General features: G+C 43.0%; 17 protein-coding genes and 1 tRNA gene. 8 read left to right on the top strand and 10 right to left on the bottom strand.

Features of this window, described 5'->3' with window-relative positions; all coding sequences use genetic code 11:
- Positions 1-5 precede the first annotated feature (5 nt).
- Entirely contained in the window at positions 6-1,232 is a 1,227-nt protein-coding gene (dacB, locus tag J0L60_06295) for a D-alanyl-D-alanine carboxypeptidase/D-alanyl-D-alanine-endopeptidase (GenBank protein ID MBN8545727.1), read from the top strand.
- Positions 1,233-1,281: 49 nt separating this feature from the next.
- Here the strand turns inward: dacB and secG are convergent, their stop codons facing one another.
- From secG to J0L60_06330, 7 genes are all read right to left on the bottom strand, one after another.
- The gene (gene secG / locus J0L60_06300) at positions 1,282-1,599 is read right to left on the bottom strand and encodes a preprotein translocase subunit SecG (protein MBN8545728.1); all 318 of its coding nucleotides are present in this window, start codon (positions 1,597-1,599) and stop codon (positions 1,282-1,284) included.
- Between the two features lie 18 nt (positions 1,600-1,617).
- Positions 1,618-1,694 (bottom strand) — tRNA-Met (locus tag J0L60_06305).
- A 65-nt stretch (positions 1,695-1,759) separates the two neighbouring features.
- On the bottom strand, positions 1,760-3,448 hold the full coding sequence (locus J0L60_06310; GenBank protein ID MBN8545729.1) for a hypothetical protein: 1,689 nt from the start codon (positions 3,446-3,448) through the stop codon (positions 1,760-1,762).
- A gap of 14 nt (positions 3,449-3,462) precedes the next feature.
- Positions 3,463-5,952 (bottom strand): hypothetical protein, encoded by a 2,490-nt coding sequence (locus tag J0L60_06315; GenBank protein ID MBN8545730.1) that lies wholly within the window; start codon positions 5,950-5,952, stop codon positions 3,463-3,465.
- A gap of 173 nt (positions 5,953-6,125) precedes the next feature.
- Positions 6,126-8,225, bottom strand: coding sequence for a S46 family peptidase (locus tag J0L60_06320; GenBank protein MBN8545731.1), 2,100 nt, complete (start codon positions 8,223-8,225; stop codon positions 6,126-6,128).
- Positions 8,226-8,317: 92 nt separating this feature from the next.
- The gene (locus tag J0L60_06325; protein MBN8545732.1) at positions 8,318-9,433 is read right to left on the bottom strand and encodes a DNA alkylation repair protein; all 1,116 of its coding nucleotides are present in this window, start codon (positions 9,431-9,433) and stop codon (positions 8,318-8,320) included.
- A gap of 121 nt (positions 9,434-9,554) precedes the next feature.
- Positions 9,555-9,968 carry a MerC domain-containing protein gene (locus J0L60_06330; protein MBN8545733.1) on the bottom strand — a complete coding sequence of 138 codons (414 nt, stop codon included), beginning with the start codon at positions 9,966-9,968 and terminating at the stop codon, positions 9,555-9,557.
- Between the two features lie 122 nt (positions 9,969-10,090).
- Between J0L60_06330 and J0L60_06335 the strand changes: the two genes are divergently transcribed.
- Both J0L60_06335 and J0L60_06340 read left to right on the top strand, forming a co-directional pair.
- Complete coding sequence (locus J0L60_06335; GenBank protein MBN8545734.1) at positions 10,091-10,516, top strand: transcriptional repressor; 426 nt, start codon at positions 10,091-10,093, stop codon at positions 10,514-10,516.
- A gap of 125 nt (positions 10,517-10,641) precedes the next feature.
- On the top strand, positions 10,642-11,235 hold the full coding sequence (locus J0L60_06340; GenBank protein MBN8545735.1) for a hypothetical protein: 594 nt from the start codon (positions 10,642-10,644) through the stop codon (positions 11,233-11,235).
- A gap of 2 nt (positions 11,236-11,237) precedes the next feature.
- On the opposite strand, the gene J0L60_06345 is transcribed toward J0L60_06340, so the two are convergent.
- Positions 11,238-12,347 (bottom strand): serine/threonine protein kinase, encoded by a 1,110-nt coding sequence (locus tag J0L60_06345; protein ID MBN8545736.1) that lies wholly within the window; start codon positions 12,345-12,347, stop codon positions 11,238-11,240.
- A 554-nt stretch (positions 12,348-12,901) separates the two neighbouring features.
- On the opposite strand from J0L60_06345, the gene J0L60_06350 reads away from it, so the two are divergent.
- From J0L60_06350 to J0L60_06360, 3 genes are all read left to right on the top strand, one after another.
- Positions 12,902-13,336 carry a hypothetical protein gene (locus J0L60_06350; protein ID MBN8545737.1) on the top strand — a complete coding sequence of 145 codons (435 nt, stop codon included), beginning with the start codon at positions 12,902-12,904 and terminating at the stop codon, positions 13,334-13,336.
- A 172-nt stretch (positions 13,337-13,508) separates the two neighbouring features.
- On the top strand, positions 13,509-15,218 hold the full coding sequence (locus J0L60_06355; GenBank protein ID MBN8545738.1) for a glutamine--tRNA ligase/YqeY domain fusion protein: 1,710 nt from the start codon (positions 13,509-13,511) through the stop codon (positions 15,216-15,218).
- A 27-nt stretch (positions 15,219-15,245) separates the two neighbouring features.
- A complete protein-coding gene (locus tag J0L60_06360) occupies positions 15,246-15,851 on the top strand; it encodes a hypothetical protein (GenBank protein ID MBN8545739.1) in 606 nt (201 codons plus the stop codon).
- A gap of 65 nt (positions 15,852-15,916) precedes the next feature.
- On the opposite strand, the gene J0L60_06365 is transcribed toward J0L60_06360, so the two are convergent.
- Positions 15,917-17,971 (bottom strand): S9 family peptidase, encoded by a 2,055-nt coding sequence (locus J0L60_06365; protein ID MBN8545740.1) that lies wholly within the window; start codon positions 17,969-17,971, stop codon positions 15,917-15,919.
- Positions 17,972-18,062: 91 nt separating this feature from the next.
- Here J0L60_06365 and J0L60_06370 point away from each other — a divergent pair, with 91 nt between their 5' ends.
- On the top strand, positions 18,063-18,281 hold the full coding sequence (locus J0L60_06370) for a heavy-metal-associated domain-containing protein (GenBank protein MBN8545741.1): 219 nt from the start codon (positions 18,063-18,065) through the stop codon (positions 18,279-18,281).
- Positions 18,282-18,304: 23 nt separating this feature from the next.
- On the top strand, positions 18,305-19,798 hold the full coding sequence (locus tag J0L60_06375; protein ID MBN8545742.1) for a hypothetical protein: 1,494 nt from the start codon (positions 18,305-18,307) through the stop codon (positions 19,796-19,798).
- Between the two features lie 5 nt (positions 19,799-19,803).
- Here the strand turns inward: J0L60_06375 and J0L60_06380 are convergent, their stop codons facing one another.
- Positions 19,804-20,889 (bottom strand): O-methyltransferase, encoded by a 1,086-nt coding sequence (locus J0L60_06380; protein ID MBN8545743.1) that lies wholly within the window; start codon positions 20,887-20,889, stop codon positions 19,804-19,806.
- Between the last annotated feature and the right edge of the window lie 16 nt (positions 20,890-20,905).

Here is a 20,905-nt window from a genome sequence, read left to right on the forward strand (position 1 = left end):
CGATTTTGCGGCTAAAATTAAAAAATAATTATTTCATTACACTATTTCTTTTCCTTTCCCTCCCCCTTTTGGCGCAGTACCAGGATGTTCGCTCGGGGATAAACAATATCCTCACTGCAATGCCTGCCGGAACCCAGTGGTCGATTCTTGTAGTTGACGCCGAGACAAACGATACGGTTTACACATACGGCCACCGGAATGTTATGATTCCTGCATCCAATACCAAAGTGGTAACAAGTGCGGCGGCACTTCACCTGCTTGGCGGGGATTTCATTTTGGCTACCGAACTAAGGTATTTGGGAAGTATAAGCACAACAGGAGTACTGACGGGCGATCTGTACATAAAAGGATTGGGGAATCCGCTCTTCACCACGAAGGACCTGGAAACATTTGTTGCCAAATTCAAGAAAAGTGGTGTAAGAGAGATAACCGGGAATATAATCGGTGATGACAGTTACTTTGATGACCTTTACAGCAGGTCGCAGTATGTAGGGAGCGGCGAGTATGATTACGAGACATATCCTCTTTCGGCACTTGTTCTCGACAAAAACATCTGGATAACAGGAAACAAATTCACCACACCTCCCGTTGCGATAGCTGAAAAATTGAAAGCTGCCCTCGAAAAAGAGGGGATAAGAATTGACGGTAATGCGGTTTCAGGAGTTATGCCCCGTGGTTGCAGCCTTGTGGTAACTTCGGAAGTGCGGCTTGCAGAGTTGCTGAAGATCGTGAACAAGCGGAGTGACAATTTTTACGCTGAATATACAATGAAGCTGATTAGTGCCGCAGTAAACGGAGAGAGAGGAAATACAAAGAACGGAATAAAGCTTTGTATCGGTTTTTTGAATGAGTCGGGTGCCTATTTGAAAGGGACAATTCTTGCTGATGGAAGTGGTTTGTCGAGGAGAAATCAAATCCCGACTGGTGTGATAGTAAAAATTTATGAGTACATTTACGGGAATCAGGTTTTCAGATCGCAGTTCTTTTCAACTCTCAGTATATCAGGTGTGGATGGTACCTTGCGTTCCCGGATGGAACAGGCAAACGGTGACAACAATCTGAAAGGGAAGACAGGTACTCTCTCGGGTGTTATTACATTAAGCGGATATTTCAAGACGAAGAGGGGGAGGGATATGATAGGAGCTGTTTTCTTCAATTATACATACGGTTACCCTGATTATTACAGGGCGCTGCAGGATCAGATATTTAATCTGCTTATCGACAAGCTATAAAAAAAGGCTGCCTTTTTTGGGCAGCCTTTTTTTCAATAAACTTTTAATACTATTTAGCGGGTTGATTTCCACCTGGATTTGCGGGAGCAGTCTGATTTGATCCGCCCTTTTGGATAACGCTTTCAGCACTTGATCCGGTCGGAAGGAAGAAACCATTAACGAGAATGGTAAGAATGGCAATTGTAGCAGCCATTACCCAGGTTGCTTTAGAAAGAAAGTCAGCCGTACGGCGTGTACCAAACATGCTACCAACACTTCCACCACCGAAAGTCGCAGTCAAACCACTTCCCTTGGACTGTTGTGTTAAAACAACCAGTATAAGGAAAACAGCCAAGAGTATGATAACGATACTAAAAAAGGTAAACATTTTTTCTCCAAAAAAATATGGTAGCGGGGGAGGGACTCGAACCCCCGACACGTGGATTATGATTCCACTGCTCTAACCTGCTGAGCTACCCCGCCGAGGGAATTTAAAAAATTCAAGACACTAAGATAACAATGGAATCAGAAATAAACAAACAGATTCTTTATTTTTCTCCTTCTTCATCGGGAGATTCGTTAATTTTTTTTATTAAATCCTTCAATTCCTCCGAATTGGCGGGAGTCTGGATCTTTATTTCGGGTTCGGGTGAAGCTTCATTGCCGTCAATCAGAGCGGCAGTCAGACTTTCGAGCTCTTTGTTTATCGACTCGCTTCCGAAATCCTTGAGTTCTGACGACAGGTAACTCAGCAGCTCCTTGTCGATGCCACTGTATCCGTAGGGAGGCATAATCCTCTCTTTCACTTCTTCTTCGTCCTGATCCGTTTTTTTCTCAGGTTCGAGTTCACTTTCAGAAGTCACAGGCGATTCGATGTTTTCCTCGATGTTTTCGGGGTCTGCAGAATCGAGCCGGGTTTTTAGTTCGACCAGTTTGGTTATCTCGTTACTGAGGATATCTCGTTCGGCAGCGAGCTGATCATTCTCGAGGATGATACCGGAAATTGATCTTTCCGATTTTTGGGACTCAAGTTTGAGGAGAGAGAGCCTCTGCTCGATGAGTGAATATTCGTTGCTGGCTTCGTCACGGGCTCTTCTAAGGGCTTCAATTTCTTCTTTGAAGCTTTGTATCACCTTGAGGAAGCTTTCCTCCGTCTCATGCGATTTTTCGCCGGCTTTGTCAAGTTCGGACAATGTTGCATTAACCGAATTTTCGAGACCGGTTTTTTGTGCCGAGAGTTCGATTATTTCATTTTGCAATTTTGTTTTTCTGGCAGAAATTGATTCAACCTCCTCATTGCCCGATTTTACACGATAAACGATGGAACGGAATTCGATTTCGAGGTTGGTGATTGCCTTCTCTTTTTTTGCAATTTCCTCTGATTTTCTAAAAAGGATGAGCTCCTTGTCAATCAGTTTTTTCGAAATTTCGCGGACCTTAACCTTCAGATCGCTTATCTCCTGCTTGTACGCAGAAGCCATGGTAATAAAATGTTCTTCGGTCTTCAGGATATTTGACTCGATTTCGTATCTGTTTTCCTCGAGGGAATTGAGATGCTTCTTTAATCGAGCGGTTTTTTCTTTCAGAGCGCTTTCCTTCAGGAGGGCATTTTTAATATTTCTGAAGATTTCGTTTTTGAGATTTTCATATTTTGTGATTTTATCTTCGAGCTCATTTACGGTCTGTTGTGAGCTTGAGATGGAAGCTTCATACGACTCGAGCTGAATTTTTCTGATATCGAGGTCGCGATTTGCATTTTCAAGTCTCTTGGAGAGGTGGAGCAGTTTTTCTTCATTTAATTCGATATTATTGAGAATGGAGTTGAAATCTCTCTCTTTATTCTCGACGGATTTTTGCAACTGCGGGAGGTAATCCTCGAGAGCAGCGACCGAGCGGGTCTTGTTTCCAAGGTCGGAAATAAGAGCAATCAGTCTGGACTCATTGTTGTCAATTTTTTCGCTGAGTTCCGAATTCTTTTGTTCAAGCAGAGCTTTTTCCTGCTTCAAAGCCTCAACCTCGGAGAGGAGCATATCTCGTTCTTTGGAATAGAGCGACTTAAAGCTGCTTAGACGGGCGGTCTCCTTGGTCTCAAGGTCAATGAGGTTCTGTTGCAATTTTTTTATTTTCGCAACAAGCTGTTCCTCTTCGGTTTTGAGTCTGTCGAGCTCCAGTTTTTTAATGTCGAGTTGGTTATTTGTATCAGGGGACATAGATCCGCTGTCGAAATTTTCATCCATGGATAGCACCGCGCTTAAAATTCATTGTTTGAATCGTGGGCTTCTTTTTCAATTTTTTTCAGTTTTTCGATACTGTTTACGAGATCGTTTTTCTGATGTTCCAGGCTTTGCAGCTCAGACTTCACACGGTTGAGCATGATCGAGCCATTCTCAATTTCATCCTGCAAATTTGTGAGATCAGACTGTCTTTCTTTTATCGCAGTTTCGAGTGATGCTCTTCTTCCTTCAAGATCGGCGTGCCGTTTCGAGAAGCTGTTGAACATCGAGGAGAGTTTCCTCTCGAGCTCGTTATTCTCTTCCTTGAGGTTTTCACGGTTTTTCTTGAGCTCCTGAACAATCAGGTTCATCCGTTTTTCGGTGTCTTTGAGCTCGAAGAGATTTTTGTTCAACTGATCTTTTTCCTCTTTCAGGCTGTGGATGTGCTGCCGGATATTAGTGAGGTCTTTCTCGGCAATTTTGATTTCCGACTTTAATTCACCCAGTTGAAGATCGAGTTGTTCGATATCAGATTCCTTCTGCGATTTGAGTCTTTCCTTCTCCATGATATCAGTTCTGAGTTTGGTCTGATGCTCACGGAGCGAAACAATTTCCTGATTGAATGAGCGGAGAGCCTCGAGCACGAGTTCCTCTGTTTTAAGCTGTTTCTCTTCGAGGACTTTCGATGATGATTCCAGGTCACTCAGGGTATCGTTGAGATTGGTAACCTCGCCTGCAACCGACAGTTTTGTATTTTCGAGTTCCATCACTTCTTTGGTGAGAAGTGATTTTTTCTCCTCGAACTGCTGGAGATTCAGAAGTGCTTCCGATCTTTTTTCCTGAAGCGATTGTAACTCCTCGTTCATGGAATTCAGTTCATCATTCTGTGCTTTTGCGAGTGATGAGAGTCTGTCAATTTCCGATTTCAGGGATGAAACTTCGCTGCTGAGCTTCTCCCGTTTCTCGAGATAATCGGAGAGAATTTTTTCCTTTTCATCGAAGGATGACGGGGCATGCTCAGGCTGGTACATCTGTGCAGATTGCGATTTAAGTGCATCAACCTCTTCAATTAGAGCTTCCACTTCCTGATTTAATCTTTCATTCTCCTGCTGGAGGTCTGTAAGCAACTTGTTGGCTGTGATCAGGTGGGACTCACTTTCGGTCAGTCTGGCAACGAGTTCACTGTTTTCCTCCTGCAGGGTGTCGTGTGCCAGTCTTAGCTGTTTAATGTTTTCCATTTCAGCTTCAAACTGCTCCATGAACGCTGCTGTTTGTTCCGAATCGAATCCTTCGGGGAATTCAGGCGGAGTGCTACCGTCGAACCCGGGCATTTGGAAAGCTTCCTCATCAACAATAGTTTCTTCGAGAGGAAGGGGAGTGTCTTCCACTTCGGGCACCGTAAATTCACTGTTTTCAACCGGTGGATTAAGCGGCTCACCATCGGGAGATTCGAAATCGACTTCCTGAACAGGAGCATTTGCTTTCTCCTCTTCCATGGTGAGAATGAGCTCCTGTAAACTCTCAATTTCCTGATGGAGTGATGCGATTGTTTCCTGAAGGTTATCGATCTGCAAGTCTTTTTGGGAGATGATTTCATCAAGCTCCAACCTGTTGAAATCTGATGTTTCACTCACCGGTTCGGGAGTTGAATCACCTGTCAGATAAGAAGGCAGTTCGGGCGACTCAAATGGTTCAATGCTGATGCCATCGAGACCCATTGATGCTATCTTACGGTCTCTTTCTTCAATCTGTGACCTTAAGGAGCTGATTTCGAGATTTCTGTCAGCGAGTTCCTCGGAGAGTTGCTGTTGAAGTTGATTAAGCTGCAGTTCCTTTTCTTCGAGTTGAGTGCGGAGCCGGAACAATTCCTCAGAATTGTCTACAACTGACACCGGCTCGGGTTCTGTAACAAAAGGAGTGAAATGAGGCATTTCGAGACTTGATTTTTGAGACTGCAGTTCGGCGATTTCTGCCTCGAGTTCGTGTTTTGATCTACGGAGGTCGAGAATAATCTCCTGCAGGGTTTCCTGCTCCGAATTCAATTCGGAGAGGTCAGCAATCTGTGCCGGAGCAACCGGAGCGGCATTAAGGGTAGCCTGCTCGAGGAGGTCGAACTGCTGGTTCAGTTTTTCAAGGTATGCTTCTTTGGTATTAATTTCAGTCTGGAGCGCCGCTCTTCTTCTTTCCAGTTCTTCAATTTCAGAGCGGAGATGAAGCGGAATTTCATCGTATGCGATGGTGGCTTCAGCAGGAATCCGACTGCCTGACTCAAGACCGGCGATTTCACTTTTGAGTTCTTCGGCTCTTTTCTCGAGTTCCTCGACATCGACATATTTCTCCATGAAAGTATTGAGCTGCGATCTTAAGGTTTCGATATCGATAAGAAGGTTCCCCTTCTCCATCCTTAATTCGCTGCTTTCGCGGGAGATTTTGTCATGCAGTTGTTTTAACTTGGCTACTTCTTTTGTAAGTTTCTCATTATCCTGTGTAAGTTTTTCAAGTTTCTTGCCACCTGTAAAAAGTGCCATCTTTTGCTCCTAATTAAATGTTTTTTTGCATACAAGTGAAATATAAGAAAAATTGCAGAATTAATTGATCAGAATTATGAAAATAGCCTGAATATGGGGTCTTGAAATAAAAAAAGCTGTCACCCGGGCGGGCGACAGCTTATAAAAACGGGGGAGTAATGATCAATCAGAGATTAATCAAGTTTTCCTTTTTTGAGTTCATTTGCCAGACGGGTAGCTTTATAAAGATTTTTTATAGCTTCATACATGCCTGACGAGTGAACAGACACGGTTCTGTTTGCAGTTTCGTCAAAAATAAACTGACCGGGGAGGCTTTCGATGTTGCCGTCAAAAGCGAGACCGACAATTTCAGCTTTCTGGTTGATAACAGGGGAACCGGAGTTACCACCAATGATATCGTTGGTTGAAACGAAATTGAACGGAACACTCAGATCAAATTCTGCAGGTGGATTTTCCCATTTTTCGGGGAGGTTCCATGGGAATTTTTTACCGTGACTGAAGTATCTGTCGTAAAGACCGTAGAAGGTAGTGATCGGAGGAGCGGTGGTTCCGTTGTAGTCGTAACCTTTTACAACACCGTCAGAAATTCTGAGTGAGAAAGTTGCATCCGGTGGAATGGTAGTACCATAAACTTCGAAGACAGCTCTGCCGAGTTTCTCAAGAAAAACGGCTTCCTCGGTCTGCGATTTCTTTACGATATCGCTGTGCGATTTTACTTTTTCCTGAGCGAGAAGAGCGTACTTGATAAACGGATCGTCTGATTTCAGAATATCTTCAACTTCCATACTCAGAAATTCAGCAACTTTTTCCTTGGAGGTAAGTCTGCTTTTTTCGAGGAGGTATTTAACGGCTTCATCACCTGTTCTTCCGCCTGTGAGGGCGATGAATGCAGGGTGGTTCGTACCGATGAGTCCGCTGATAAAAGCGATGTTTTCTTTTAAGAGAAGTTCCGACATCGTCTGATCGAAGTCATCGGGGAATACTGTAAGTTCAGGTTTGTTTCCTTTTTTGGCGGCACCAATGATGCCTGAAGCAGTAAGGAAATATTGTGAGAAGATCATCGGTCTTACTCTGAATGCATTCAGTTCGTTGAAAACTTCATTCATTTTTTTTCTGCCATTTGCAATTTTGTCCCAAAGTTCGCCATATTCGGAAGCGAGTTTAGGATCAGCCATAACTGCAGCCTTAAATTTTGCTTCCCAGTCCTGTTTTTTCTTCATAAAGACAGGGTTAAGGAGCCCTTCGAGCTGACCGTTGGTGGCTTTTAAGCCGTTGGCAAAGCTAAAGAGCTGATCGTTCATTTCGTAAGCTTTTTCAGGCTTCAATTCAAGATATTTTGAATATGAATTCACGAGTGATTTCAAAAATCCAATGGTAACGGGGGTTGTGTAATCTCTCTGCGATTCGAGCATGGAGACAGTATAAAGTCTGTTGGTGCTTCCGGGGTTACCTACTACGAAAACCGGTTCACCTGTCATGGCGCCGTTTGTGCTCCATTTGAAGTAGTGATCGGTTTTTAACGGTTGACCATTCTCATCGTAAACACGGAAGAAGGTGCAGTCGAGATTATATCTTGGGTAGGTAAAATTGTCGGGGTCACCACCGAAGAAACCGAGCTGGTCTTCGGGAGCGAATACGAGTCTAACATCATTATATCTTTTGAAACCATAAAGGGAATATTTACCGCCGTTGAAGAAGGTGATAACCTGTCCTTTTAAGCCTTTGCTTTTAAGTTCTTCGACGAGTTCTTTTTTCTTGGCGTCTCTGGTTTTCAGTTTTTCGTCATCGGTGGTACCGGAATCCATGGCTTCGCGGATTTTGGAGGTCACATCTTCGATGTAAACGAGCTGTTCAACGAAGAGTCCGTCAACTTTTCTTTCTTCAGCGAGAGTAGAAGCCCAAAAGCCCGATTTATGAAGGTCTTCGCCCTCTTTGGAGACTCCGGTTATGCTCTCCCTGCCGCAGTGATGGTTTGTCATTACAAGACCGTCGGCGGAAACAAATGAAGCAGAGCAATAGTCGGCAAAGCGAAGTGCAGACATTCTTACATTGCTGTACCACTCATCATCGGGTGAAAAGTTGTAGGTTGATTTTAAGTGATCAGTAGGCGGGAAGTCGAAAGTCCACATCCTTCCTGTATCAAATTTGCCGGCTTTTACAGTATCAAGATTTACTCCTGTGTGCTGTGCGAAGACGGTGGCGGAAAGTGAGAAGACCACCAGCAGGGCTGTAAGAGCCACATTTCTGAAGGACTTGAAGAAAGTTATATACATATATCTCCTTTGGGGGTTTTTAAAGCTTGAAAAACGCAACTCTAAAGTTAATTAAAAATATCGCTTCATTCAAGCGAGAAATGGTTCAATAATTACAGCGACAAATGGAAGTTGCAGCTTCCGAGAACATTGCCGTTTACCCTTAAATCGATAATATGATCACCCGGATAGAATACACGGGTGTTTATCGGAACGAACGGAACAGATTTTTTAAATTTAATCTGCTGCCGGGGTTCAAGTGTCTTTTTAGACAATTTGAAAACTTTTAGTTTATTGGTTCCATTGGCTTTTTTGAAATGGACACCGTAATCGATCATCAGTTTTACAGGAGAATCACCTTTATTTTCGAGAATAAAATCAAGACCAAGGGATTCACCGAGTGAGATAGCTTTTTTCGAGATGGAAAAGCTGTTTAGTGATATTTCCGTTTGTACAGGGTAACCCTGCAGCTCGAGAGCTTTGGGATGTCCCATTTTATAGAGCGTTCTCAACGAATGATTTATGAGCCATTCCCGTTCAGGTGAAGCGTTCTTTTTCCATCGAGTGAGAGTCTCGACGACCACTTCCGGGTTGTCCTTTGAGATGTCATTCAGGTTGTTTGCCGCTGACCGTCTGACAACGAGAGCGGGATCGTCTTTTAATATTTCAAGAATTTCGAGGACAGGCGAGGGGTCTTTGATGAAAATATCGAGTCTGCCGCACAGTGGGAGTCTGGGTCTTGTACCCTCACTTGCGAGTCTTCTGCCGAGAGCATGCGGGTGACGGGCAAGTTCCTTCAACCGGGCAATGGTTTTTTCGGGGTAACGGATCAGGAAAGGTCTGATATCGTTTTCAGTACTGAATCTTAGTGTCATTTCGAAAAGAACTTTTATCGAAAGATCGAAATAATCCATTCCGTTTCTTGAGATAAAACCAGCCTGAGGTATAATAATAAAACCTTCATACCCCTTCAATTCTTCACTTCCCGCGGGTGGCAGTGCCTTCAAAAGGATATTTGCAGCTTTTTCGAAGTCTTTGGGGAGGAACCGGTCAAGCGAGTTCGAGATGAGATTTCCTCTGTCACCAAATCCGAGAGATTCAAGTTTTGAGTTGACGACGGAGCAAAATCCTTTATCATCGAACTCATTATAGACAGCTTTTATATTAGCAGCGAGATGCGAAACGCCTTTTGTGCTATAGACATTTCGTAAGAGGAACTTTTCTTCCATTATTTCCAAAAATTAAAACGGGAATGTAATCAGGCAAGGGTATGTATTTTTATTAAAAAGTGACAAACTGTTTTAATCAAGGATGGATGGAATTACTATTCCTTCCCCGGTGAGAAACAGCTCAGACAGCGCAGGAATTGCAGTATTTTGTGTTCATAATGTGTGCCGTAATCATGGAGATACCTCCGGCAATAACCATTATCAGATGAGTGTTCAGTTCGAACCCTGAATGGCCGTGGTCGTGTGCATCACCGAGCAGAAGAGAGGAGGAGACAATGAGTATTGTTCCGATGGCAAGTAGAGAGATAATAAAAAGATTCCGGTGAGAAATCCATGCTTTATAAACAGCATAACCGGAAACGGGAATCACAAGGAGAGCGAGGAGATCATGGAGAAATCCACCGACATTATTCAAAGCGAGAGCGGTGAGAATAACAGGTCTCAAGGTGCACTCAATCAGGCAGAGAGTGGATACGGTAATACCTGTCTTGTCTATGTTATGAATCTTGTTGTGTTCCAAATGGTTAAATTTCACTTTTTTCCGGAAAAATTGTTTTTGTTGTTACAAATGTAAAAAGAATTTGTCATTCTTGCAACAATGTTGCAAAAATAAAATAAAAATATTACATTTGCAGAGTAAAAAAAGAAAAAGAATATATGAGCAACCGACCGGAACAACTGCTGAAGTCGCATGGAGTTCGAATCACCACAATAAGAAAAGAGATTGTATCGGCACTTCTTGATAAATCCACCGCCTTGTCGTGTAAAGAGATAAAGGAGAATATCGGTGATGATTTTGACAGGGTGACGGTTTACCGCACTCTGAATACCTTTGTGGAAGAGGGTATCATTCATCAGATAGCCACAGGTGACGGCACTGTTCTGTATGCTTTATGTTCATCCGGTTCTTGTAACACCCACCGTCACGAAGACCGCCACATCCACTTCCTGTGTTCGTCGTGTGGACAAACCTTCTGCCTCAACTACCACAAACAGCCTGAACTTGATATTCCGGATGGATACAGTGTGAAATCGCTGGAGATTTCTGCCACCGGAATCTGCAAAGCCTGTTCAATCAGCTAAAATTTTATTAAACTCTTGCTCTGATCAAAAATTTTTTTATGTTTAAATCGTAAATCGATCATTGTTTTTGACCGGAAATATTACTACATCTTATGAATTTGTATCAGAAATGGAGTTAGGGATTTATGCGAGCAAAACAGAATCAAACTGTAATGATTTTGATGGGAATAATCATTGTATTACTCCTTATTGTCGTTGCCCTCTTTGTGGTAACCACAAATAAAGAAGGGAATAAGGAAGCTAAAACCGAGTCGGTTAAAGCTCCAGTCGTTGACACGACCAGCGGATATGAAAGGCAAGTGGAAGAGAGGAAGCCCGATTCCACAAGGGTGAGAGACGACAGGAAATTGTCGGAGATATGGGCTTTTTTCAATGAATACAGCAGAGGCAATAAAGAAGAGCTGACGGAAGAACTGGCAGACCTTTATTCATATCCCGCAATCTACGGAAAAAATACTTTCGACCGGGAAAAGATGAGGAGTACACTCTTTAAATTTTTCGATAACACAGACCCGAATGACCACTACTTTACAGATCTGGTTGCATATGAATTTGACAGTGGTTCCATTTCAGCATACATAACCGAATTCCATTCCACTTTCGACAGGAAACTGAGAAAAGATTCTAATGTAAAGGTTTACAAGAATTTCAGGTTGATACCCACGAACCGAGGGTACAAATGTTCCGAACAGCACATTATTACAGTACTGCGTCCATAAGTTTAGTTTTTATGTTTTAAGAGCTGAATGATCAGGTAAATGAGACCGCCGATGACAGCGACAAGGAAAATAACCAGAGGATAGAAAGAGCCACTGCCTGATTCTTCTTCTTCTTCTTCCTCCTCGTCTTCTTCGTTAGTAACATCATCCTCAGTCAGTTTACCTGACCAGTCGGGTTGAGCAGCGGTTTCCGAATTGCGATGGTTCCGGGATACCGGTTCCTCTTTTTTGATTTCCTGATTCACCTCGCTTTCAGGAGCAAAACTTTCGAGAGATGGTGAAGAGACATGTGCCCTTATTTCGATCGCTTCAATAAAATCGGAGACAGATTTGAATCTCAGGTTTTTGTCCTTTTGGATCGCTTTGCGAATAATTTCCACAAGATATTCAGGGATGTGCGGGTAGTAATCTCTTGGATCGGGAATCTTTGACTGATTAATCACCCTGATTTTATCGAGCATTGAATCCTGGGAACCGAAGCCAAAAGGGAGTCTTCCCGCGAGCATTTCATATAGAGTCATCCCCAGACTGTAAACATCACTTCTTTGATCCACATCCTTACCGTTCATTTGTTCGGGACTCATATACTCAAGTGTGCCTAGCATCGTTCCTGTTGCAGTATGACTGTCACCACCCAGTACTTTGGCGATTCCAAAGTCGGTAACTTTTGCTGTTCTGTCTGTGGTAATAAGGATGTTGGAAGGTTTTATGTCGCGGTGAATCAGGGGTTTTGGAAGATTGTGTGCGTGTTCGATTGCCGATGCTATTTGCATAAAGATAGGAATTGCCACTTCGGGGACGATTGGTCCCACTTCCTTGCCGATCACTTTTGAAAGTGGTTTACCATCGATATACTCCATAATAATGCAGAGGTAGTTCCCCTCCGTTATATAATCATATACTTGAACAATGTTAGGATGGCGAAGTCTGCCGGCGTTTCTCGCCTCTTCTTCAAATCGTTCCCTCATGTGGGGGTCGATGGCAAACTGTTCGTAGAGCATTTTCATGGCACGAATCTCACCCGTGATGTGGTGGCGCACCTTCATGACCTTTGCCATTCCACCATACCCGATGTTTTCCATTACTTCATACGATTGTATTCTTTGGCTCATATCTATACCAAAATTTAAATATTTGCAGTTTCAGATTTTTTCTAATCTCCGTTTATAAACTATATAAAAAAATTCAAATTTCGGGAAAAATTTTTGAAAAAGAGGGGTTTGAGGGGACGCAGATCCGCCTCAGCGGACCAGGTACACGCAGATTAGACAGATTAACGCAGAGGGAATTTTATAGTTCCACGGATTGCACAGATTCTTCACGGATTCCACAGATAGTGAACAAACCCCGATATCGGAAAAGGAGCGACAATCGTCTCGATTGTCCTGGCGACGGGTATAGCCTTTGTGACGACATGTGGGCAGGGGACGCAGATACACGCAGATTGGACAGATTAACGCAGAGGGAATTTGAGCCCTTGTGGCGACATATGTGTAGAATCAAGTGACCCCTTTCAAAAGAGCCCTTGTGGCGACATGTGGGTAGAAAACCAAGACACAAAACAAAAAAACATAAATTCATTGACATTGCGAGAATAATTGTTACATTATCAGTGCGTGAGAATAGGTTTATTGTAATGTGTTAAATTCCATACATGAGGAATAAAATGAAACGATTCGCACAAGTTACAACTCTTCTTTTCCTGATTCTCTTTTTTGAGATCAGCGCACAACACTCCGAAAGGCTGAACGGAGCCTGGTCGGTCAACTGGACTGACAATAACAGTACTTCCTTTGCCGGCACACTTGTCATGAATTCCACAGGCGGTTCAAAATTCGAAGCGGTACTCGTCTGGCAGCTCAAAGCCACCAAGCCCGGAAAATTTCAACAATACATCGACAGGATTGCCGTCGAGTTTCTTGAAGGAACTCTAACGGGCGATGAAATTCAGATGTCAGGTTATAAAGAGGAAGACCCGCTCGGGATAATAGCCCTTGACTCATACAAACTTTCTTTATCCGGTGATGGAAGGAATATTGAAGGCAAAACAAGTAATGGAGGGAAGTGGAACGGTATATTTACCGCATACTTGTTGAAATAGGAAAAACTGCCCCCTAAAAAGAAGTCGCAGGGAAATTTCCCTGGAGGTTTCCGGAAGTCTCCAACGGGAGAGGTGCATCCGACCATTCTCCGGCAAATCGCTTTGCTTATGAACTTAGAGACAAATTATGTAAATTTGGATTCATTTATTAAATATTTAGCAAAAGAATAACATGCCGGAAGAATTGGAAAACAATAATAATACAGAAGTTTCTGCTCCCAGAGATTTTATCAGACAGATAATTGATGAAGACCTGCGTACAGGAAAGAACGGTACAAAAGTACTCACCAGATTCCCACCTGAACCGAACGGTTACCTGCACATCGGACATGCAAAATCGATATGCCTCAATTTTGGAATCGGAATCGAATATAACGGCAGGACCAACCTGAGGTTTGACGACACAAATCCCAGCAAGGAAGACACAGAGTATGTGGATTCCATCATGGAAGATGTGAAATGGCTCGGATTTGACTGGGGTGACGGACTTTTTTACGCATCCGATTATTTTGAGAAGCTGTATGATTTTGCTGAACAACTTATATTAAAAGGAAAAGCGTTCGTTTGTGAACTTTCACCCGAAGAAATGAGAGCATACCGCGGAACCCTGACAGAGCCGGGAAAGGAAAGTCCCTACAGAAACCGGAGTATTGAGGAGAATCTTGACCTCTTCAGAAGAATGAGAGCCGGTGAATTTCCTGATGGTTCAAAAACCCTAAGAGCCAAAATTGACATGAGTTCAGGCAACATTAATATGCGTGACCCTGTTATTTACAGAATCATGCGGGCTCATCATCATCGTACAGGTGATGCATGGTGCATCTATCCGATGTATGACTATGCTCATGCCCTTTCTGACATGCTGGAAGGGATCACACATTCGATATGCACACTGGAATTTGAAGACCACCGTCCGTTATACGACTGGGTTTTGGATACTCTTGAAACGCCCTGCCACCCGCAGCAGATTGAATTTGCCCGTTTGAATCTAAATTACACAATCATGAGCAAACGGAGGTTGAACGAGCTGGTTACAAAAGGATTTGTTAACGGATGGGATGATCCAAGGATGCCGACCATCGCCGGACTAAGGAGAAGAGGCTACACACCCGAGGCGATAAGAAATTTTGCCGACCGCGTAGGCGTTGCGAAGAGAGAGTCGATTATTGATGTCGCACTTCTTGAATTCTCCATAAGAGAAGATCTGAACAAACATGCTGAACGGGCTATGGCTGTAATTAATCCGCTTAAGGTGATAATTACCAATTACCCCGAGGATCAGACGGAGGAGATGGAATTTACCATCAATCCTGAAGAACCGGAAAAAGGGAGCAGAAAGGTACCGTTTTCCAGAGAACTTTACATCGAGCGGGAAGACTTTATGGAAGAACCTGTCAAGGGTTATTTCAGACTTTTCCCCGGTAATGAAGTTCGTCTGAGATGGGCTTATTTTGCGAAGTGTACCGGATTCAAAAAAGATGAAATAACCGGTGAAATCGTTGAAATATACTGTGAGTATGATCCTGCAAGCAAAGGCGGGAACTCACCTGATGGTCGTAAAGTTAAAGGTACAATACACTGGGTTTCTGCAAAACATGCAATTGATGCTGAAGTCAGACTTTATGACAGGTTGTTTGATCATGTTGACCCGAACAGACCTGACGAAGGGAAGGAATGGACAGATAATCTGAATCAAAATTCCCTCACCGTGCTAAATAATTGCAAACTCGAACCTTATCTTAGGGATGTGGTGCCGGGGTTCACATGTCAGTTCGAAAGACTCGGCTATTTTTGTGCTGACATAAAAGATTCGTTTCCGGGAAAACCCGTGTTTAACAGAACAGTTACGCTTCGGGACAACTGGGCTAAAGCGAATAAATAGCGAGAAAAATTTTATATTGAGATCAATATGAATTCCCATAAATTGTTTTTGTTTCTCATCATGATCCTTCCTCTGTGGGTTGTGCTGAACGGCTGTGCCACTGCGCAAAACAAGGAAGAGAAAAAGGAGAAGAAAGAGGAAGAGGAAGTAGTGCCTGCCCCGGTCGAAGTTCCGGAGGAATCGGGTGCTTTCGAGAAAGGATTTAACAAGGAGATGCCCGATGAGGGTGGACTCGGTTATTCACCCGATCTTCTTCTTTCCACATTCTCAGCCAAGGCTTCCGACAAGGAAACTGCCATGGTGAAAGCAATGACCGGTGCAAAAAACGGACTTTCGCAGCAGATCGAACAAAAACTTGAAGATTATCAGAAATCGCTAAAAAAAGAGAAGTTGAAGAATCAAAAGGAAGTTGCCGACATCTTTTCCAATGCCGGCAAACTTGCCAAAAATGAATTGCTTCAAAAACCCGTCGTTACTGACAGCTCCGTCAACAAAGTGGCAGACGGCTGGGAAGCCAATGTAATGCTTGAACTGAAAGAAGCCGACCTAAGCAAAAAAATAGTTGACCTCACCAAAGACAACGCCGAGTTTAAAAAGACGAAGCTTTATAAAGAACTGAATATCAGCGATTAACTATTAACTATGAACTATGAGCTAAATCCCAAAACAGCTCATAGTTCATAGATCATAGCTCATCCCTAAAACTTGTTTCTCCCCATCTTTTTTGTATCGTAGGGAGCGGGATCGCCTTTCAGATATTTGTGGAACCACTCGAGGTGGGCATTGTAGTAAAGCGGCATCGATTTGGTGTGTGAGGGCCAGTGACCATCGTTATCGAAAATGATCAGCCGGGAGTCGATACCAAGTTTCTGAAGAGCGGTGAAGTATTCGAGGCTTTGGTTGTATGAGACGCGGTAATCCCTTTCGCCCGTTACGATGAGTGTGGGGGTTGAGAAATTTTTGACATACTCTGACGGACTGTTGGCTTTATATTGTTTTGATGTCCATGGAGTTCCCTTCAGATCCCACTCAGGGAACCAGAGTTCTTCTGTTGTGCCGTAGAAGGCATCGAGATTGTAGAGTCCCATCATGGAAGCAAAGCATTTGTATCTTTTTGTGGTTGCCTGAAGCCAGTTGACCATGTATCCTCCAAAAGACCATCCCATTGCGCCAACTCTTGATTTATCCACATAAGGAAGATTCTCTAGGTAATCAGTAACTTTATGGATATCTTCGACCACTTTACCTGTCCAGTCTCCTGAAATTGCCGCTGTGTATTCCTGTCCGTACCCTGTTGAGCCGTGGGGATTTGGGAGTGCATATATGTACCCGTAGCCTGCATAAACCTGATTATCACCGCGGTATGCATCAGACCACTGGCTTTGAGGTCCACCGTGGATATTCACGATGAGTGGATATTTTTTATTCGGATCGAAGCCGTGAGGTTTTACAATCATTACATGGACTTTCTTTCCGTCCGCACCGGGAACCCAGTGATGTTCGACGGGTCTGAAATCAACCTCATCCGTGAGTTGTTTGTTTACGAAGGTCAGTTGAGACTCTTTTTTTGTTGTCAGATCGAGAGAGTAAATCTCCGCAGGGAGGTGATTCAGTCTGTATGTGTAGAACAGTTTTTTACCATCGGGGGAAACAGTGAATCCACCGACATTCTTCTTTGCCACAAGTTCTTCAATTTTAAGTGTTGAAATGTCAATACTGAAAAGGGGACTGTAACCCTGCACATCGCCTGTAAAATAGATTTTCTTTGAGTCGGGGCTCCATAAAATGTCTGTAACCCAATTGTCGAACGCATCGGAAATAACTTTTACAACTCCGTTCGAGAGGTCGTAAAGTGCGATTCTGAATTTATCCGATTCATATCCGGGAACAGTTTGCATTCTGTATGCGAGGTATTTCCCGTCGGGGGAGAAAACGGGATGTCCATCCCATGATTTGTTTACCTTGGTCAGGTTATTCAGGGTTTTCCCTTCGAGGTCTGTCATCCAAAGATCGGAATTTGTTGTTGATACCTGATCTTTTTCACGGTTTGAAGCGAAAACAATCGACTTTGAATCTGTTGAGAAGTTATATCCGACACCACCTCCGAGCATGAAAATTGGAGAATGAAAATTTCCGGGTGTGATATCCTTTATTGAGTTTGCTGCTACATCATAAATAAAAAGATGTGAGTAGAGATCATCCTCGTACTCGGTCCAGTGACGAACAAAAAGGTTATCGGAGACATGCGCATGAACGGGTCCATCCTTGAAAGCCGAGTAATTTGTTTCATTGCAGTTGTCATTTTCTCCACATTCGGGATAGACCTTGGAAGAGAATGCAATCTTTTTACCATCGGGGGAAACCGTGTAGTCATTTATTCCCATGTAGAATGAAAAAAGTTTCTTTACCTCTTTTGAAGAAAAGGTGTAGCTGCATAATTGTGCATTGCCACCCTTATAAGAAATAAAGTAGAAGGAGTTTCCATCCGGAGCGAATGCAGGCGAATACCACCCTTCCTTTTCCGGATTCAATTTTTCAGGATTGGTTCCGTCAACTCCGGCGAGAAAAAGATCAGTATAACTCTTCCCACCCTTCATTTCGTATCGGGTAACGGAGTAGAGCATCACATCCCCCTTGGGAGAAAGAGCCGGAGCGGTTACATTTTTTACATTATAGATATCATCAAGTGTGAATGCTCTTTTTTGTGCATACGACGGAGAGATGAGGAAAATTAATAGGAGCAATGAAATCATTTTTTTCATTTAAATTGTATCCTGTTTTCTGAAAAATTTAATTAAAATTTCATACAGAAAATAATCATTTTTTCTTAATTTAGGAATGCCGATGGAAAGTGTAAAAATTACTATTGATGGAATGACATGCGGTCACTGTGTAAAGGCAGTGGAAGTGGAATTATCTGAACTTGCGGTGAACATACTCGGTGTGAAAGTCGGGAGTGCGGAAGTCAGATTTGATCAGGCAAAAGTGAAAAGAGAAGAGATCGAAGAAGCCGTGAAGAACGCAGGCTTTTCTGTGGTTTCCATCGAAGAAATAAAAAAATAGTTTCTGCTCCGCCGGAGTTTTCATTGAAAGTTGAAAAGATATTGAGAACCAGGATGAGATTCATGACGAGAATAGCCGGCTTTTTCATCCTGCTTGCCGCTATGTTATCAGCTCAACCTTCGCGAGAAGATTTTGTGAGGGGTTTTGTTCAGTATCTTCTCAGTGATCCTGCGAGAATAGTACATTATGTAGAACCGCAATCGCTTGAAAGAGCGGAACGGTTCAATATTTTCTACAATGATGTTTCGACCAAGATTTTAGCGGGAAGTGAAATCCCCCTTTCTGTCAGAAACAGCATATTAAAGGGTGAGACTGAAATCAATCATAAGATTGAGAACCTGCCTCAGGATTTTTTCCGTGTCGAAGTTTCAATCCCCTCCGTCAACTACAAAAAATATTTCTATTTCAAAAAGTTTCAGCTTGTCGCTCCATCGAGTTATCTCACCTTGTATTGGACTAAATATGAAACAGACTATTTTGATTTTTTCGTAAGAGAGAAAAAGAATTTCAATTCATATTCCGGCGCCCAAATTGAGAAAAATGCCGCAGCAATCATGAAACTCCTCGAATTTACAAATGAGGAGAAGGCAGAACTTAAAAAGAAACGGCTTATTTATATTGTTGCCTTGCATGAGAAGAATGTTACCGAGTTCGGTGCTGATGAATCGAAAGGTGCTTTTATTCCCGCGTGGGATGAGATTGTCACCTGCACCCCGATGAATATTACCGGACTTGCTGAGCAGTTGTTGCGGTTCAAACTTCGGAAAATGAATTTGAATACTCCAAAGTTGTTTGGGGAGGGATTTGGTGCTGCTCTTGGTGGGATGCCCCCCCGTTCTTCCGGATTGCTTGTGAAGCTTGGTGCATTCCTTCAAAAAGAAGGAATTTTGGATATTTCAACTTTGGCAGACGACACTTCTTTCGCAGCACAGGACAGATCGTTCTCGATACCTCTTGCTGCTGCATACAACCACTTCCTGATCAGGGATGTTGGAGCAAAGGAGTATCTGAGACTTTACATGCAGAAGAATTCTCCCAATGAGAAGTCTATGGCGGGAAATTCTGTAGAGCTGAAGGTCCCGAAAAAAGATGAATTCATCAAGTATGCCGGGGAATATGTAGCTGAGCGAAACATTCAGGTTGAAGATGTTAAGGATACACTTCCGATGATTTTTGACGGAGAAATGGTTCGCATTTTCGATGGTGGTGATTATTACTGGTTTCATTCGAAGGGGTCGTTTGCCCTGTCGGAAATCCCGGGAATCAATAATTACACAAGCAGATTGTTTAAGGAAGTGGTGCCGACGCGGAGTTATGAAGGGGAGAAATATCTCTTTTTTGTGACGCGTGAAGATATCATAATCTACAATCTTTATAGTGATACTGTGGTTGATGCCCACTACAAATTTGTGGACAAGCAGCCTGTTGCGGGAGTCAGCAATATTTACAGGTTCAGGGTGAAGAAAAGTCTTCTGCCTGAAAATATTAAGGACTTAAAAGTCGTTCAGTTTTTTTAGAGTTGTCAACCCCGTTTTAAATCATTCAGAATCAGTTTTAATTCTGCGAAGTCGTTAACCAGTCTTAGCAGGTCCTCCATTCCTTCTTCGTCCTCTTCCTGTTGAAGATATTTATTAAGGAAATAGATTTGGGTTTCCTCATCGGCTTCCGAGAGAAGTTCACGGAACCCTTGCAGAAATTTCAGAATGGTTTTATTCAGGTCTTCCCTCATTGTTCCGAGTGAGCTTATTTCAGGATTCTCTTCCGCCTTCGCTATTGAGCTCCCCAGCCCGATCATATATTTGGCATCGAAGCAGAGGTTTTCGAAGTTCTTTTCAAGATTACATTCGAGAGCAAGTTCGATGAGAGTAAGGATATCCTTTGCCTCTTCGAGCCTGTCGGTTGCGAGCAGATTAAAATTTTTAAAACAATGATGCAGTTCGCTCAATTTATCCTCTCCAAATTTTGAAGTTTTATATCCAAGCCCAAGCCCGTCTCCGATTGGAATCAAAGAAGTCTCGAGTGCCGGAACCGAAAAAAAATGCTGATTGAATTCCCTGATCAGACCTGTGGATCTCAGGTATTTTGGGGGTATTTCCCCGGTTGCGGAAGTGTATCCGTGCCAAAGCAGGTTATCGACAAGATAAACTCCACCTTTTTTCAGAAGAGGCAGAGAGAATTCGAACAGGCGACGGTAATCTTCCTTATCGGCATCCAGAAAAATCAAATCAAACTCGATATTCATTTTAAGAAGAAAATGAACAGCCTCTCCTTTTAGCAATTTAATTCTGCTTGAGTCGCCCGACGCATCGAAGTTCTGCTCCGCAACCGGGATCATATCGGTTGATTTCTCGATTGTGTAGACCACTCCGTTCTCGGGAAGTGCGGCAGCAATTCTAACAGTAGAATAACCAATGGCAGTCCCGATTTCCAATACCGTTTTTGCACCCGTTGCCTTAACGAGAAATTCAACAAATTGAGCGGATGCTGCGTCAAGGATTGGTACAAAATTTTGTCTGGCAAACTCTTCCATTTCAGCTATCAGAGGGTTTCTCCTCCGGGGAAGAGAATTAAGGTATTGTAATGTTTCGGGAGTAAGAATATCGGGCATAGTATCCGTGTAAAGA

Source organism: Ignavibacteria bacterium (assembly GCA_017302895.1).
Taxonomy (GTDB): domain Bacteria; phylum Bacteroidota; class Ignavibacteria; order Ignavibacteriales; family Ignavibacteriaceae; genus UTCHB3.

Coding starts and splice junctions, on each gene's coding strand:
- J0L60_06350 (MBN8545737.1), top strand. CDS start 12,902: ATGAAACGATTCGCACAAGTTACAACTCTTCTTTTCCTGATTCTCTTT.
- J0L60_06320 (MBN8545731.1), bottom strand. CDS start 8,225: ATGTATATAACTTTCTTCAAGTCCTTCAGAAATGTGGCTCTTACAGCC.
- J0L60_06335 (MBN8545734.1), top strand. CDS start 10,091: ATGAGCAACCGACCGGAACAACTGCTGAAGTCGCATGGAGTTCGAATC.
- J0L60_06360 (MBN8545739.1), top strand. CDS start 15,246: ATGAATTCCCATAAATTGTTTTTGTTTCTCATCATGATCCTTCCTCTG.
- J0L60_06310 (MBN8545729.1), bottom strand. CDS start 3,448: ATGGATGAAAATTTCGACAGCGGATCTATGTCCCCTGATACAAATAAC.
- J0L60_06315 (MBN8545730.1), bottom strand. CDS start 5,952: ATGGCACTTTTTACAGGTGGCAAGAAACTTGAAAAACTTACACAGGAT.
- J0L60_06365 (MBN8545740.1), bottom strand. CDS start 17,971: ATGATTTCATTGCTCCTATTAATTTTCCTCATCTCTCCGTCGTATGCA.
- J0L60_06370 (MBN8545741.1), top strand. CDS start 18,063: ATGGAAAGTGTAAAAATTACTATTGATGGAATGACATGCGGTCACTGT.
- J0L60_06380 (MBN8545743.1), bottom strand. CDS start 20,889: ATGCCCGATATTCTTACTCCCGAAACATTACAATACCTTAATTCTCTT.
- J0L60_06345 (MBN8545736.1), bottom strand. CDS start 12,347: ATGAGCCAAAGAATACAATCGTATGAAGTAATGGAAAACATCGGGTAT.
- secG (MBN8545728.1), bottom strand. CDS start 1,599: ATGTTTACCTTTTTTAGTATCGTTATCATACTCTTGGCTGTTTTCCTT.
- J0L60_06355 (MBN8545738.1), top strand. CDS start 13,509: ATGCCGGAAGAATTGGAAAACAATAATAATACAGAAGTTTCTGCTCCC.
- J0L60_06340 (MBN8545735.1), top strand. CDS start 10,642: ATGCGAGCAAAACAGAATCAAACTGTAATGATTTTGATGGGAATAATC.
- J0L60_06325 (MBN8545732.1), bottom strand. CDS start 9,433: ATGGAAGAAAAGTTCCTCTTACGAAATGTCTATAGCACAAAAGGCGTT.